Below are 14,695 nucleotides of genomic sequence, written 5' to 3'. Positions count from 1 at the left end.
CGAGGGCGAAGTCTTCCAGGGCCGGGAACTGGGCGGCCTGTCAGTTCACCCGGAAACCGATCCGGGGGTCGGCGGCCACCCCGGCCCGGTACGCGGCCACCGCCGGTCGGTCCGAGTCGATGACCCAGTCGCCGGAGCCCTTCTGGTTGAAGTAGACGAACCCGAGCAGGTCGGGTCGTTTCCGCATCGCGGTGAAGAGTTCGTCGACCGCGCGGCGGCGCATCGTGCCCGGTTCGGCCCCGGTCTCCACGATCAGCAGTGGTCGGGCGGTGAACTTGCGGACCTGCCTGATGGTGGGTGCGAAGAGGTCGTCGAAGGTCTGCTCGCCGCGTCGGGTGAAGTAGCCGTCGATGCCGACCCAGTCCACGTACGCGTCGCCGGGGTAGAGCGGGGCGAGTTTCACCGAGGGGACCGGGTTGATCACGTTCGGGGTCCAGGTCCAGATGACGTTCGTGGCGTCGGCGCGGGCGAAGACGGCGTGGATGTGCCGCCAGGCGGCGACGAAGTCCTTGGCCGTGTTGTCGTGCGCGCCCCAGGAGTACCAGTGGCCGTTCATCTCGTGTGCGATGGTGAGCGCCACCGGCAGGTTGAGCCGGCGTACCGCGACGGCGAACTCCACCAGGTACGGGTCGTGCCGCCCGGCGGCGATGTCCTTGAGTTTCGCCTTGAACGGTTCCCAGCGGACGATCGGTAGTGCGCCGTACTGGTGGACGCGGCGGACCTCGGCGGCGGCGAACTCGTCGTCGAAGCTCTCGTAGATGGTGATGATGTTGGGCTTGCTGCCGACCAGGTCGGCGAACCGGTCGACCCGGCTCATGTCCTGCGGCGCCCCGCTCAGCGCCACCCCCAGGTAGCGGCCCTGCGGTTGCACCAGCGGGCGGACGTCGTACGCCGGGGGCGGGCCGGTGGGGGAGGGCGACGCGCTGGGTCCGGTGGCGAACCGGGCCGGGCGGCTGGCCGGGGCGGGCGCGAGCGCGGCGTAGCCGAAGACCCCGATCACGAACATCGTCACGATGGTGAACAGTTGGCGGGAGGTCACCGGGAACGCCCCGGCCGGATGTCCCGCGCCGGCTTCACCAGCAGCGCCTGCAACGCGACGGCCAGGTAGAACGCTCCCCCGAGGAAGGCCGGCGCGAAGGTCCACAGCTGGTCGGTGATCATCCGGTGGGCTGCCAGGCCGGTCCACAGTGCGCCACTGCCCGCCGTGCAGACGGCCATTCCCCACCACAGTCGACCCGTCCTGTTCTTCCGTCCCGTGCCGCCGGTGGGCTGCCAGCCCATGCTCTGCCCGCGCAGCAGGTCCCAGATCGCGAAGGCGTGCGACCAGCCGTAGACCATCTTGACGGTCCACGCCTCCACCCGGTAGGCGCACCGGTGCCAGAGCGGGAACACCACCAGGTTGTAGATCAGGCTGGGCACGATCCACAGGTAGTTGGCCGGGGCCACCGACTGCGGGAACCAGGCCAGCAGCACGATCGGCACCAGCGGCCCGACGAAGGTGAACAGCGCCGTGTGCAGGTAGTAGCAGAACCCGGAGAGGTACGACAGCCGGGTGCGCAGCCGCATCCGGGTGTTCCAGAACTTCGTCGACCCGAGCAGGCTCATCGAGCCGGCGCACCAGCGGTACTGCTGGGTGAAGAACGAGCTGACGTCGGCCGGGCACAGGCCGGTGGCCAGCGGCACCGGGAGGTAGCGCAGCCGCCAGCCGCGCCGCCGCATGTCGAACCCGGTGTGGACGTCCTCGGAGTGCTCGATCAGCGTGGAACCGCCGATCGCGTCGAGCGCCTCCCGACGGTAGAGCGCGCAGCTGCCGACGCAGATCGCCGCCTCGTGGTGCTGCCGGGACACCTGCACCATCCGGTAGAACAGCTCCTGCACCGCCCCGGCCCCGCGTTCCAACCAGCCCTGCCCGGCGTGCACCCGGAAGTACTGCGGCGACTGCACGATCCCGAGATCCGGCTCGGCGGCCAGGTAGGGCACCATCTCGTCGAGCATGTCGTGTCGGGGGGTGAAGTCGGCGTCGAGCACCAGGATGTGCTCGCCCAGCGTGCGCTGGTACGCGTACCGCATGTTGCCGGCCTTCTTGTACCAGCCCCGGTTGGGGCGGCGCTGGTAGACGAAGCCGAAGGCGAGCGCCATCGCCTCCCGCTCGTCGGTGGCCGAGTCGTCGAGTACGTAGACGTGCACCCGGCCCGGGTAGTGGTCGACCATCCGGCTGACGTGCTCCCAGGTGTTGCGCAGCACCTCGGTCGCCTCGCCGCACACCGGCAGGAACACGTCGACCGACGGGTGGACGGCCGGCCGGAAGTCGCGGACCAGCCGTCGGTGCCGGTCCAGGTCGAACCCGGGCGTGCCGATGTTCACCGTCGCCGAGATCAGGTAGTAGAGGACGGTGAAGCCGAACAGCGGCAGCAGCGCCAGCAGCCAGGGTGCCATCCGGACGAAGAGCAACTGGCTGGTGAGCAGCCCGGTGAAGCTGACGAACGAGGCGATCATCAGCACCGGTAGCCGGCGGTGCCGGTAGGCGGCCTTCTCGTCGTCGTCCGGCGGCAACGGCAACGCCGGGTCGACGGTCGTCGGGCGGCCCAGCGCCGCCGGTGCCACCACCTGCCGCGCCGTCGGCGCCCGTGGCGTCGGCACCGCCGCCGGTTCGCGGCCGGCCGGCACCACCGCCGGTGTCCGGGCCGCCGGCATCCGGCCACCCGGCACCGCCGTCGGTTCGCGGGGCGTCGGCACCGCCGCCGGCCGACCCGGCTCGCCCGCCCGTCCCGGCCACGCCGGGGGCACCGGCCCCCGCTGCGGAACCGCCGGCCGCTGCGGGGGCACCGCCGACCCCTGTCGGGCGGCTGTCGGGCCGACCGGTGTGGCGTCGGGCTGCACTGCCGGGCCGCGCCGGGTCGTGGGGCGGCGCTGCGGTGCCGGGCCGTGCTGCGGTGCCGGCGGGCCGGCCTGTGGTGCCGGGCCGCGCTGTGGTGCCGGCGGGCCGGGGCGGGGCGGCGGCACCGGGCGGTGGAACTCCGTCGTCTCGTCGGTGCGGCCCCCGCCGGCCCGGGTGCTCACTTCGTCACCTCGGGCTTGCGCACCAGCAGCCCGATGCTGAAGCCCCGGACCCGCCAGGTGCGCTCGACGGCGTACGGCTTGAGCGCGGTCTCCTTCGCCGCCCCGATCCGCTGCACCGGGTTGTCGAACGCCCCCTTACGCACGATCCACACCCGCTCCGGGCGACCCAGGCACACCGGGACGTCCCGGTCGGCGCACTCCCGCGCGCCCAGGGTGCCCTGCCGGCGGGCCGGAACGGTCATCAGCACGTCCCGGGGTCGCCAGCTCTCGTCGACGTACCGGTTCACCGCGTCCCGGCTGGTGCGCTGGTCACCGGCGTCGAACGGGCCGTACACCAGGATGTCGCCGGGGCGTGCGTGCGCCCGCAGCACCGCGGCGATCTCCTTGGTGCCCTGGCTGTGGCCGGTGACCCCACGGATCTCCACCTGCGCCGGGATGCCGAGTAACCCGACCGCCAGCATCGCGGCCGTGCCGCGCAGCAGCGAGCTGCGGCGCAGGGCCAACGAAGCGACCAGCGCCCAGGCCGGCACCGTGAACAGCAGGTAGCGGGGCAGCCAGAGCGGGGTGAGCTGGGCGGCGACCAGCAGGCCCAGGGCGGGCAGCACCAGCCAGGTGGTGGCCACCGCCGCCCGCTCCCGCATCGACATGCCGAGGAAGGCCAGGGCGAGCACCGCACCGGCGAGCAGCGGCCCGCCGAACAGCGCCTCCGGGGTGTCGACCAGGCGGTCCAGGGTGACCGGCGGAATCCAGTTGATCTGCGTACCGGTCTGTAGGCGGCCGAACCAGAGCACCGGCAGGACCGGCAGCACGCCGGCCACCGCCGCGCCGAGCCAGCCGACGAAGGAACGCCGCCGCTGCGCGCCCCGCCAGGCCACCACCGCGTGCGCGGCGAGCAGCAGCAACCCGACCAGGTGCAGCAACCCGAGCAACGCCACCACGGTGGCGTAGCCCAGGTAGCGCAGGAACCGGGGGCGTTCCAGCAGCCGGATCAGCAGCAGGGTGGCCAGCGCGGCGGCGCACACCGCGAACGCGTACGGTCGGGCCTCCTGGGCGTACCGGGAGGTGGTCGGCAGCACCGCGAACAGCAGGCCGGCGACCAGCCCGACCCGTAGCCCGCCGATCCGCAGGCCGATCGCGGCGACCAGGCCGGCCGCCGCCGTCATGGCCAGCAGCGACGGCACCCGCAGCGCGACGTCGGAGCTGCCGGCCAGCGCCACCCACCCGCGCAGCAGCAGGTAGTACGGGCCGATGGAGGCGTCGACGTTACGCAGCACCGCGACGAAGTCGTCGAACCCGACGGTCACCATGCCCCAGGTGGCCAGCTCGTCCTCCCACAGGCCGGGCCGGTTCAACCCGATCCCGCCGAGGACGGCGACGACGGCCATCGGCAACAGCCGGGCCAGGTGACGCAGCCAGGGCGCGTCCAGCGGCTCCGGCGGGGCCGGCTGGTCGGCCTCGGTGGGCCGCCACGGGGCGGCCGGCTCGGGTGGCGCGTCGCGGACCCGGACGATCAGGGCGGTCGGCGCGTCGCTGCGGGCACCGGTGCCCCCGGTGGGCGACATCCCGGTCACCGGGTGGCGGCGAGCAGGTCGTCCAGGACGAGGGTGCGCAGGTCGTCCCGGCTCGGCATCCGGCCCAGCGCACGCAGCCGCCCGGACTGCGCCTTGCGCATCCCCTCCAGCAGCTTGCGAGCCTCCCGGGCGTTGCCGAAGTTCTGGTCCCGTTCGATCTGGCCGAACCACTCCAGCAGGCCGTCGGCCAGCCCGTCGGCGAGCAGGTACTCGTCGTTGCGGGCGATCCGCCCGACGATGTCGACCAACTGGACCGGGCTGTAGTTCTCGAACTCCAACGTCTTGGCGAACCGGGAGGCCAGCCCGGAGTTGGCGTCCAGGAAGGCGGCCATCTCGGTGGTGTAACCGGCGACGATCACCGCCACCTGCTCGCGGTGGTCCTCCATCAGCTTGACCAGGGTGTCGATGGCCTCCTGGCCGAAGTCGCCGCCGGCACCACCGGCCCGGGACAGGGTGTACGCCTCGTCGATGAACAGCACCCCGCCCAGCGCCTCGGTGAACACCGACGAGGTCTTCTCGGCGGTGTGCCCGATGTACTGGCCGACCAGGTCCCGCCGGGACACCTCGCGGAACTGGCCGTTGGGCAGCACCCCGAGCGCCTTGAGCAGCCGCCCGTAGACCCGGGCCACTGTCGTCTTGCCGGTGCCCGGGGCGCCCGTGAAGATCAGGTGGTGGCTCACCGCGCCCACCGGCAGGCCGGCGTTGCGCCGCCACTCGTTGACCTGGATCTCGTCGATCAGCGAGCGCACCTCGGCCTTCACCCCGGCCAGGCCGATCATCGAGTCCAGCTCGGCGAGCAGCTCCTCGACCTTGTGCTCGTCCTGCCCGACCGGGCCGCCGCCCGCGCTCACCCCGGCCAACGGTCGCCCGCCCGCCTCGGCCGCCCGGAACACGGTGGTCGACCCCTCGGCGAGCCGGACGCCCGGAGCGGCGGTCCGCTCGGTGTGGCTGCCCTCGATCGTCCCACCGCAGCCCCGGCCGACGTCGATGCCGACACCCCGGGTGTCGTGCACCCAGCAGTCCACGATGGTGGGGCTGCTCTGCAACGCCACCACGATCCCGGCGTCGCCGGTGCCGGAGACGTCACAACGCTCGATGGTGGGTCGGGCCGCCTGGTAGACGTACACACCCCGGAAGCCGGCGTTGCCGACGGTGCAGTTGCGGATGGTCGGGTCGGCACCGAGCCGCACGATGATCCCGTCGTCGGTGACGTCCCGGATCTCGCACTGCTCGACCGTGCCGCCCGCGTCGGAGACGACCAGCCCGTGCTGTCCACCGGTGACGGTCACCTCCACGGCCTCGATCCGGGCCCCGTCGCGGACCGACACGGCTGCGGCGTAGCCCGCGCTGGCCTGGCACTTCTCCATCCGGAGCCGACCGCCGACGGCGTCCACGGCCGGGTGGTCGGCGGCCTGGATGATCAGCCCCTGCAACAGCACCTCACCACCGTCGCAGGCCACCGTCGGTCGACCGGTGGCCCGACCGTCCACGGTGACCGAACCGGCCTCACCAGCGGCCACCAGGCGGACCCGTCGGCCGGTCAACCGGAGCGCCTCGGGGTAGACGCCGGGCTCGATCGAGACGACCGCGTCGTCCGGCGCGATCTCCAGCGCGTCCGTGATGGTCGGACAGGCACCGGGTCGGTCAGGGGAGACAGTCAGCATGCGCACCATGGTCCCGCTCGGTCGTGGAAGGACGGACCGGTTCGTCGTCGACGTCCGGTCGAAGGGTACCGGTCGAGTGGGGGTGGTCTCGCCTCCGCGTCAGATGGTGAAGGTGGCCTCGCGCACCGAGGCGGCCACCTTGCGTACCTCGTCCGCACGGTCCAGGGGGGCGGTCATCCGCAGCACCAGCTGCCTGTCGATCGCGTCCTCCGGCACGCTGCGCCAGTAGGAGAGGTAGACCAGGCCGTAGCGGGACGCGCCGTCCACCCGGGCGGTCTCGGCCCAGGTGGTGAACTCGCCACTGCGTACCCACTGCAACCCCCATGCCTCCTCCTGCCGGCGCAGCGCGGTGCGGCGCTCGTCGGTGCAGAGCCGGGGGCACTGCCGGACGACCAGGTCGCCACCGATGATCGACCCGTCGGCGGCCGGGACGCCGCACCGGTAGTGCGCCGAACCGCTGGTGCGGCCGGCCTCGGTGCAGCTCCACCCGGTGGGCACCCGGAAGCTGAAGTCGACCCCGGCCAGGCCGGTGATCTCCCGGGTCGGGTCGGTGGCGGCGAAGGTCGGCGCCCCGGTCGGCCAACCGCCGCCGACCGGGGGTTCCACGCCCGGCTGACGCGGCGGTGTGCCCGGTAGCCCCAGGTCGACGCTCGGGGTCGGTGCCGCCGTGGCGGCGACGGTCGTCGGGTCGTCGGCGGACCACCTCGCGACGCCGAACCCGCCGGCCGCGCCGATCGCCGTCGCGCCCACCGCGACCAGCGCCACCAGCGCCAACCACCAGCCGGTACGCCCCCGGCCACGGGCCGCGCCCGACGGGTAGGCCCCCGGGTACCCGGCCGGCGCGGGTCGGGGCGCGACCGGTGGCTGCGGGTAGGGCACCGGGGCTGCCCGCTGCCCGGCCGGCACCCCCTGCTGCGGCGTCGTCCGGGGCGGGGCCGGCGGTTGCGGGGCCGGCCGGGCGGCGGGCGAGGTCGGCCCCGACGACCGGGGTACGCCGGCCGGGGTCGCGGTGCCGTCGGTGACCGGCCCGGCGGAGGTGGCCACAGCCGTCGCCGGGCGTGACCCGTCCACCGGGGAACCGGTCGCGCCACCGTCGGCACGCCCGGCCGGCGGGCCGGTCACCGGTGCCGCGCCGGCCGCCGGGCTCACCGGGGCGGTCGCACCGGGCGGGCCGAGCCGCTGCGGCCCGACCCCGGTCGGGGGCTCCCCGGCCGGGACGAGGCGCTGGCCGAGGGCGAGGAAGACGTGCGCGGCCCCCGCGCCCTGCTCGGCGGCGCAGGCCACCCAGGGGACCGGTCCGGTGTGGTTGGCCCCGGTGATCGGCAGGCCGTCGGACCGGGCGAGCGTGTTGGCCGCGGCGGCGAACGCCTCCCGCCAGCCGCCCTCGGCGGCGGCCGGCGCGAGCACGGCCACGGTGAACGGCCGCTCGGCGGTGTCCCGCGCGGCCCACACCTCGCCCAGCTCGCACGAACTGAGCTTGCGGTGCAGCGCGTACGGACCGACTGTCTGCATGTGGCATCCCCCCGACCGATCGTATCGGTCGGGGCGTCGGGAACCGATCGACCGGCGGGTCGCCGTGGGGTCAGTCGACCCAGTCGAGCGTGCGGGCGACCGCCTTGCGCCACCGGCCCAGTTCGCGCTGCCGGTCCGCCGGGTCCATCCGGGACTCCCACTGCGCGTCGGAACGCCACTGGGCGCGCAGGGTGGCCAGATCCGGCCAGTAGCCGACCGCCAGGCCGGCCGCGTACGCCGCGCCGAGGCAGGTGGTCTCGGTGATCCGGGAGCGGACCACCGGCACCGCCAGCACGTCGGCGAGGAACTGCATCAGCAGCCCGTTGGCGGTCATCCCACCGTCCACCCGCAACCGGCGCAACGCCACGTCGGAGTCGGCGTTCATCGCGTCGACCACCTCGCGGGTCTGCCAGGCCGACGCCTCCAGCGCCGCCCGGGCCAGGTGCCCCTTGGTGATGTAACCGGTCAGCCCGGCGATCACCCCCCGGGCGTCGGGACGCCAGTGCGGCGCGAACAACCCGGAGAAGGCGGGGACCACGTAACAGCCGCCGTTGTCGTCCACGCTGGCGGCCAACTCCTCGATCTCGGCCGCCGACGAGATCAACCCGAGGTTGTCCCGCAACCACTGCACCAGCGAACCGGTCACCGCGATCGCCCCCTCCAGGGCGTACGCGGCCGGCTGGCCGTCGATCCGGTAGGCCACCGTGGTCAGCAGGCCGTGGGTGGACGGCACCGGGCTGGCCCCGGTGTTGAGCAGCAGGAAACTGCCGGTGCCGTAGGTGCACTTCGCCTCGCCGGGCTGGAAACAGGTCTGCCCGAACAGGGCGGCCTGCTGGTCGCCGAGCGCACTGGCCACCGACACCCCGGCGAGCACCCCGTGGGCCGTCCCGTAGACCTCCGCCGAGCTGCGGATCTGCGGCAGCATCCCGGCCGGTACGCCCAGCGCGTCGAGCAGCTCCGGGTCCCAGTCGAGGGTCTCCAGGTCCATCAGCATGGTCCGGCTGGCGTTGGTCACGTCGGTGACGTGCCGGCCGGTCAGCTTCCAGATCAGCCAGCTGTCCATGGTGCCGAAGAGCACCTCGCCCCGCTCGGCACGCCCGCGCAGCCCGTCGACGTTGTCCAGCAGCCAGCGCAGCTTCGGGCCGGCGAAGTAGGTGGCCAGGGTGAGGCCGGTCCGGGCCCGCAGCTTCTCCTCGCCGTACGACCCGGCCAGGTCGCGCAGCAGCGGGCCGGTGCGGGTGTCCTGCCAGACGATGGCGTTGGCGACCGGCCGGCCGGTCGCCCGGTCCCAGACCACGGTGGTCTCCCGTTGGTTGGTGATGCCGACGGCGGCCAACCCGTCCGGGCCGGTACCGGCGGCGGCCAGCGCGTCACGGACCACCTGTTCGACGTTGGCCCAGATCTCCTCGGCGTCGTGCTCCACCCAGCCGGGCCGGGGGAAGATCTGCCGGTGCTCGCGTTGGGCGACGGCGACGATCCCACCGGCCCGGTCGAAGACGATGCAGCGCGACGAGGTGGTGCCCTGGTCGATGGCGGCGACGTACTCTCCGGTCATTTCGGCACCGTACCGGCCGGGTGCGCTCCGGAGAACCACGGTGGCTCCGTACGATCTCCAGACGTGCGCGACATCGCCGTGTTCAGTGGAACCGCCCATCCCGACCTCGCCGCCGAGATCTGTGCCCACCTGGGGGTGCCGCTGCACCCGGTGCGGGTGTCCCGGTTCGCCAACGACTGCCTGGAGGTGCAGTTGCAGGCGAACTGCCGGGAGCGGGACGTCTTCCTGATCCAGCCCCTGGTGCCGCCCGTCCAGGAGAACCTGGTCGAGCTGCTGCTCATGATCGACGCAGCCCGGGGAGCGTCGGCCGGGCGGATCACCGTGGTGCTGCCGCACTACGCGTACGCCCGGTCGGACAAGAAGGACGCCCCGCGCATCTCGATCGGGGCCCGGCTGGTGGCCGACCTGCTCACCTCGGCCGGCGCCCAGCGGGTGCTGGCGATGACCCTGCACTCGCCGCAGGTGCACGGCTTCTTCAGCGTCCCGGTCGACCACCTGCACGCCCTGCGGGAGCTGGCCGCCCACTTCCGGGGGGACGACCTGGGCAACACGGTGGTGGTCTCGCCGGACCTGGGTAACGCGAAGGAGGCTGCGGCGTTCGCCCGGATGCTCGGCACCCCCGTCGCGGCGGGGGCCAAGCAGCGGTTCAGCGACGACCGGGTCACCATCAGCACGGTGATCGGTGAGGTGACCGACCGGGACGTGATCGTGCTGGACGACGAGATCGCCAAGGGCAGCACGGTGATCGAGCTGATCGCCCACCTGCGGGAGCGCAACGTCCGGTCGATCCGGCTGGCCTGCACCCACGGCCTGTTCTCCAGCGGCGCGTTGGAGCGGCTCAGCGCCACCGAGGGGGTGCGCGAGATCGTCTGCACCAACACGGTGCCGATCCCGCCGGAGAAGCGGGTGCCGGAGTTGACGGTGCTCTCGGTGGCCCCGGCGCTGGCCGAGGCGATGCGGCGGATCCACAACGGCGAGTCGGTCAGCGCCCTGTTCGGCTGACCGGCCCGGCGGCCGGCCCCGGGTGCGGCTCTGCGCGCCCGGCCCAGCTCGGCCCGGGCGGAGGGCCGCCCGGTGGTGTCAGTTGGCGGCGGCGCTGATCCGGACCGTGGTGCCGGCCGCGCCGCTCTCGACCTCCATCGCGTCGCTGAGCTCCCGGGCCAGCCACAGCCCCCAGCCGCCGGCGGTGTCCGGGGCCGGCCGGCTGCGGTCGTCGAGCTGCTGCTCGCTCATGCCGTTGCCGTGGTCGGCGACCTCGCAGACCAGCTCGCCGGGGCGTCGCCAGAGCCGCAGCCAGCCCTGACCGCCGCCGTGGCGGACGGCATTGGTGATCAGCTCGTTGACCGCCAGCACGAAGTCGTCGAGGCGTTGGCCGGACAGCCCGGCGGCGTGCGCGCAGGAGCTGACCGAGTGTCTCAGCTCGGTCACCTGCGCCTGGTCGAACGCCTCGGCGATGAGAAGGGAAGATTCGATGGGCACCACCGTACGCGGTGTGGGAAGTTCTGCGTTCGTCATGGGCCCTGTCCCGGCAGCGATCTCGGAGTCTTTCGCGCTGTTTCTACCGTACGTCAGGGTTGTCCGTGCCGCACCGGCCGGCCCGGCGGGTCACCGGGGTGGCTGTGGCATGGTGACGCCCATGCCGTCGTCCCCGCCGGGTGGTTTCGAGGTCCCGCTCTGGCGCTCCGTCGCGGTCTTCCGCTTCGCCTCGCTGGCGTACGTCGGGCTGCTGGTCCTGCGCGACGCCGACCGGTACGCCCACCCGGTCGCCGCCGGTGGCGTACTCCTGGTGATGCTGGCCTGGTCCGGGGTGACCGCGGTCGGCTACGCCCGGCCGGCCAACCGGGGCTGGCCGCTGCTCCTGGCCGACCTCGGTGTGGTCCTGTCGATCCTGGCCGTCACGCCGTGGGTGGTGGGCCGTCCGGCGCTGGCGGCGGGGGTGCCGGCCCTGGCCGTGGCCTGGCTGGCCGGGCCGGTGCTGGCCTGGGCGGTGTCCGGCGGACGGCGGCGCGGCACGGTGGCCGCCCTGCTGGTCGGCGGCACGGACCTGGCCACCCGGGGCCGGGTCGGCCCGTCCTCGCTGACCGGGGTGATCCTGCTGCTGCTCGCCGGGGTGGTGGTGGGGCACGTGGCCCGGTTGGCGGTGACCGCCGAGCAGCGGTTGCAGCGGGCGGTGGAGCTGGAGGCGGCGACCCGGGAACGGGAGCGGCTGGCCCGCGACATCCACGACTCGGTGCTCCAGGTGCTGGCGTTGGTCCAGCGGCGCGGGGCACACCTCGACGGGGAGGCCGGTGAGCTGGCCCGGCTCGCCGGTCAGCAGGAGGTGGCGCTGCGCGCGTTGATCTCCGGTGCGCCGCCGACCTCCCCCGCCGACCCGGTGGGCGAGGTGGACCTGCGCTCCCTGCTGGCCGGGTACGCCTCGGCGGCGGTGCAGGTCTCCGCCCCGGCCACCCCGGTGCCGCTGCCCGCCCCGGTGGCCCTGGAGGTGGCCGCCGCGACGGCGGCGGCGCTGGACAACGTGCGGCGGCACGCCGACGGGCGGGCCTGGGTGCTGGTCGAGGACGAGGGGGAGACGGTGACCGTGTCGGTCCGCGACGCCGGTCCGGGCATCCCGCAGGGGCGGCTGGCCGAGGCGGCCAGGCAGGGGCGGCTGGGGGTGGCCCAGGCCATCCGTGGTCGGATAGCCGATCTCGGGGGCGAGACGCGGATCGTCTCGACGCCGGGGGAGGGCACCGAACTCGAACTGATGGTGCCGAGGAGGAACCGATGACCGGGACCCGGGTGATGGTGGTCGACGACCACCCGATGTGGCGGGAGGGGGTGGCCCGGGACCTCACCGAGGCCGGCCACCTGGTGGTGGCGACCAGCGGCGAGGGCCGCCAGGCGGTCCGGGTGGCCGCCGCCGCCCGACCCGACCTGGTGGTGCTCGACCTCCAGTTGCCGGACATCTCCGGGGTGGAGGTGATCCAGGGGCTGCGCGCCGCGCTGCCCCGGGTGCGGGTGCTGATGCTGTCGGCCAGCGGCGAGCAGCAGGGCGTCCTGGACGCGGTGAAGGCCGGGGCCACCGGTTACCTGCTGAAGTCGGCGGGCCCGGCGGAGTTCCTGGACGCGGTGCGCCGCACGGCAGCCGGTGAGCCGGTCTTCACCCCCGGCCTGGCCGGCCTGGTGCTGGGTGAGTACCGGCGGCTCGCCGCCGACCCGCCGTCGGCCGGCGGTTCGGCCGACGGCGGACACGACGCGGCACCCCGGCTCACCGAACGGGAGACCGAGGTGCTGCGGCTGGTGGCGAAGGGGCTGTCCTACAAGCAGATCGCCGGGCGGCTCGGGTTGTCGCACCGCACCGTGCAGAACCACGTGCAGAACACGCTGGGCAAGCTCCAACTGCACAACCGGGTGGAGCTGACCCGCTACGCGATCGAGCGGGGCCTGGACGACTGAGCAGTGCGGTCCTGGGCGACTGGGCAGTGCGGGGCCTGAACGGCCGGGGCAGTGCTGGGCTGGGCGACTGGGCAGTGCGGGGCCGGGACGGCCGGGGTCAGTGCGCCTCGGGCGGCCGGGTCTCGTGGATGGCCAGCTCTTCGGCGCTCGCGCCGCCGCCGGCCGCACCCGCGTCGTACGCGATGCTGTCGGTCTCCTGGTCGGTGCGGGCACCCTCGTCCGGTTCGACCAGGCGGCCCACCTGGGCGTCGGCGACCGTGCCGAGCTGACCGTGGTCATAGAGCGAGACCGGGGAGTTCGGGTCCGAGGTGGGGCCCGGGTTCAGCACGTCGGCGTCGAGTTGGGCCTGCGCGGCGGCCTCCTCGTTCTCCGCCTCGGCGGCGATGTCCGGGTCGACCGGGCCGGCGAGCGGATCGTCGGCCCGCCGTTCGTACTGCTCGCGGGCGAGCTTGTAGTCCAACGACTCGCCGTCGAGCTGCTCGTCGGCGGTGGTGCCGAAGTGGTCGACCGCGACCGGGGTCCGGTCGCCGGGCAGCTGGGCCGGGTCCGGGCCGTCGGCCTCCCGGCCGGTCAGCACGTCGTCGTTGGCGGTCGAGTCGTCGTCGGCGGTGTCGGGCAGGCCGAGCGCCTCGGGGTCGGACACGGGGGTCGGGAACTCGTCGTCGCGCATGGCTGAGCACTACCCACTGGCGGGGGCCGGGTAACCGGGTCCCGCTCCCCGGATCGGGACGAAAATGCAGAAATCAGTCGTGATGCCAGGATGACTCGTCCTCGGTGTGCAACACGCACCAGATCACCTTGCCATCCGGGAGCAGGGTGCTGCCCCAGCGGCGGGCCACCGTGTCGATGAGCAGCAGGCCCCGGCCGCCGGCCGAGGTGAGCGGGGCCAACCCCGCATACCTCGGCTGCTGCCGGGAGTGGTCCCGGACGGCCACGTGCAGGGTGCCGCCCTCCGGGGCCAACCGCAGCGTCATCGGGGTCGCCGCGTGCGCCACCACGTTGTTGACCAGCTCGGTGACCGCGATGCAGGCCGGTTCGGCCAGCTCCGGCACGCCCCACCGGGCGCAGCCGTCGGTCACCAGTTCCCGGGCCCGCCGGGCCGCACCGACCGCCGGGGCCAGTTCCTCGGTCAGCACCGCCGCCATCGGCGTACGGGCCAACGCGGCCGTCGCCCCGTCGCGGGTGGCGTGGACCGCCAGCTCCCCGCTGACCGTCCCGGCGGGGTCGACCACCAGCAGGTCGGCCGCCGGCCAGTCGCGCACCGTCCGTCGTACCTCAGCCAGCAGGCGGTCGACGGTGGGCCCGGCGGACCGCAGCCCCGACACGTCGACCACGATCGGGCCGGGCCGGTCACCGAGCCGGGCGAGCAGGGCGTCGCGGACCCGGTCGTGGTCGGCCGGTTCGAGCACCCCGCTGAGCCACACCACCGCCGACGAGTCGTCGACGGCCACCCGGCACCCCACCGCTGGTGGAGGGGCCGTCCCGGGGGGACCGGCCCCCGGGCGACGGGTCGGCGGCAGGTCGGAGCGGCTCATCGTCGTCCCGCCCGGTCGGGCCGGGCGGCGACGCCCGGCGTGCCCACGGCGACGCCGTGTCGGGGGACGGGGTACGCCGGGCTGGCGTCGATCCCGCCCGGAGCGTCGGGGACCAGCGTGGTGGCCTCGACGGGGATGCGGGTCAGCGGCATCTCTGGTCGGTACCCCCGGGGCGGCCGGGTCATGCCGGGGGACGCCGACTGATCGTGCGGCGCCACCCGGCGGGCGGCCCGACGGGTGGCGGCGCCGCCCACCGCCGCCGCCACCAGCCGCTGACCGCTTCCGATCTGCGAGGTTTCGGCTCGTGGGACCCCGGTTAATGGGACGCTCTGACCGGAGACCACCCTCGCAGATCGCATGGAG

13 protein-coding genes are annotated in these 14,695 nt (G+C 74.1%); 3 read left to right on the top strand and 10 right to left on the bottom strand.

Features of this window, described 5'->3' with window-relative positions; translation table 11 throughout:
* Positions 1-40 precede the first annotated feature (40 nt).
* The 6 genes from AB0C22_RS13630 to glpK all read right to left on the bottom strand — a co-directional run bounded on the left by AB0C22_RS13630 (position 41) and on the right by glpK (position 9,362).
* On the bottom strand, positions 41-1,039 hold the full coding sequence (locus AB0C22_RS13630; RefSeq protein WP_357535103.1) for a glycosyl hydrolase: 999 nt from the start codon (positions 1,037-1,039) through the stop codon (positions 41-43).
* Positions 1,036-3,060 carry a cellulose synthase catalytic subunit gene (locus AB0C22_RS13625; protein ID WP_219464551.1) on the bottom strand — a complete coding sequence of 675 codons (2,025 nt, stop codon included), beginning with the start codon at positions 3,058-3,060 and terminating at the stop codon, positions 1,036-1,038. Before AB0C22_RS13625 ends, AB0C22_RS13630 begins: the two co-directional genes overlap by 4 nt.
* Complete coding sequence (locus AB0C22_RS13620; protein ID WP_357535101.1) at positions 3,057-4,622, bottom strand: glycosyltransferase family 39 protein; 1,566 nt, start codon at positions 4,620-4,622, stop codon at positions 3,057-3,059. The genes AB0C22_RS13625 and AB0C22_RS13620 overlap by 4 nt, the downstream gene beginning before the upstream one ends.
* 5 nt (positions 4,623-4,627) lie before the next feature.
* Entirely contained in the window at positions 4,628-6,304 is a 1,677-nt protein-coding gene (locus AB0C22_RS13615; RefSeq protein ID WP_357535099.1) for a right-handed parallel beta-helix repeat-containing protein, read from the bottom strand.
* A gap of 90 nt (positions 6,305-6,394) precedes the next feature.
* Positions 6,395-7,807, bottom strand: coding sequence for a hypothetical protein (locus AB0C22_RS13610; RefSeq protein WP_357535097.1), 1,413 nt, complete (start codon positions 7,805-7,807; stop codon positions 6,395-6,397).
* A gap of 70 nt (positions 7,808-7,877) precedes the next feature.
* Positions 7,878-9,362: a glycerol kinase GlpK gene (gene glpK, locus AB0C22_RS13605; protein ID WP_219464546.1), complete on the bottom strand. Its 1,485-nt coding sequence runs from the start codon at positions 9,360-9,362 to the stop codon at positions 7,878-7,880.
* 63 nt (positions 9,363-9,425) lie between these two features.
* On the opposite strand from glpK, the gene AB0C22_RS13600 reads away from it, so the two are divergent.
* Positions 9,426-10,364, top strand: coding sequence for a ribose-phosphate pyrophosphokinase (locus tag AB0C22_RS13600; RefSeq protein ID WP_208568105.1), 939 nt, complete (start codon positions 9,426-9,428; stop codon positions 10,362-10,364).
* Between the two features lie 78 nt (positions 10,365-10,442).
* Here AB0C22_RS13600 and AB0C22_RS13595 read toward each other — a convergent pair whose 3' ends face one another.
* Positions 10,443-10,877: an ATP-binding protein gene (locus tag AB0C22_RS13595; protein ID WP_219464545.1), complete on the bottom strand. Its 435-nt coding sequence runs from the start codon at positions 10,875-10,877 to the stop codon at positions 10,443-10,445.
* 121 nt (positions 10,878-10,998) lie between these two features.
* Between AB0C22_RS13595 and AB0C22_RS13590 the strand changes: the two genes are divergently transcribed.
* The gene (locus tag AB0C22_RS13590) at positions 10,999-12,129 is read left to right on the top strand and encodes a DUF5931 domain-containing protein (RefSeq protein ID WP_219464544.1); all 1,131 of its coding nucleotides are present in this window, start codon (positions 10,999-11,001) and stop codon (positions 12,127-12,129) included.
* Entirely contained in the window at positions 12,126-12,797 is a 672-nt protein-coding gene (locus tag AB0C22_RS13585) for a response regulator transcription factor (protein WP_208568108.1), read from the top strand. Before AB0C22_RS13590 ends, AB0C22_RS13585 begins: the two co-directional genes overlap by 4 nt.
* 97 nt (positions 12,798-12,894) lie before the next feature.
* Here AB0C22_RS13585 and AB0C22_RS13580 read toward each other — a convergent pair whose 3' ends face one another.
* From AB0C22_RS13580 to AB0C22_RS13570, 3 genes are all read right to left on the bottom strand, one after another.
* Positions 12,895-13,467 carry a DUF5709 domain-containing protein gene (locus AB0C22_RS13580; RefSeq protein ID WP_208568109.1) on the bottom strand — a complete coding sequence of 191 codons (573 nt, stop codon included), beginning with the start codon at positions 13,465-13,467 and terminating at the stop codon, positions 12,895-12,897.
* A 73-nt stretch (positions 13,468-13,540) separates the two neighbouring features.
* Positions 13,541-14,248: an ATP-binding protein gene (locus AB0C22_RS13575; RefSeq protein ID WP_308290906.1), complete on the bottom strand. Its 708-nt coding sequence runs from the start codon at positions 14,246-14,248 to the stop codon at positions 13,541-13,543.
* Between the two features lie 80 nt (positions 14,249-14,328).
* Positions 14,329-14,484 carry a hypothetical protein gene (locus AB0C22_RS13570; RefSeq protein ID WP_219464542.1) on the bottom strand — a complete coding sequence of 52 codons (156 nt, stop codon included), beginning with the start codon at positions 14,482-14,484 and terminating at the stop codon, positions 14,329-14,331.
* Between the last annotated feature and the right edge of the window lie 211 nt (positions 14,485-14,695).

The sequence above is a fragment of the Micromonospora sp. NPDC048894 genome (genome assembly GCF_040649765.1).
Classification (GTDB): Bacteria; Actinomycetota; Actinomycetes; order Mycobacteriales; family Micromonosporaceae; genus Micromonospora; species Micromonospora antibiotica.
The sequence above is the reverse complement of the archived record's forward strand: the minus strand, read 5'-3'. Positions and strand labels throughout refer to the sequence as shown.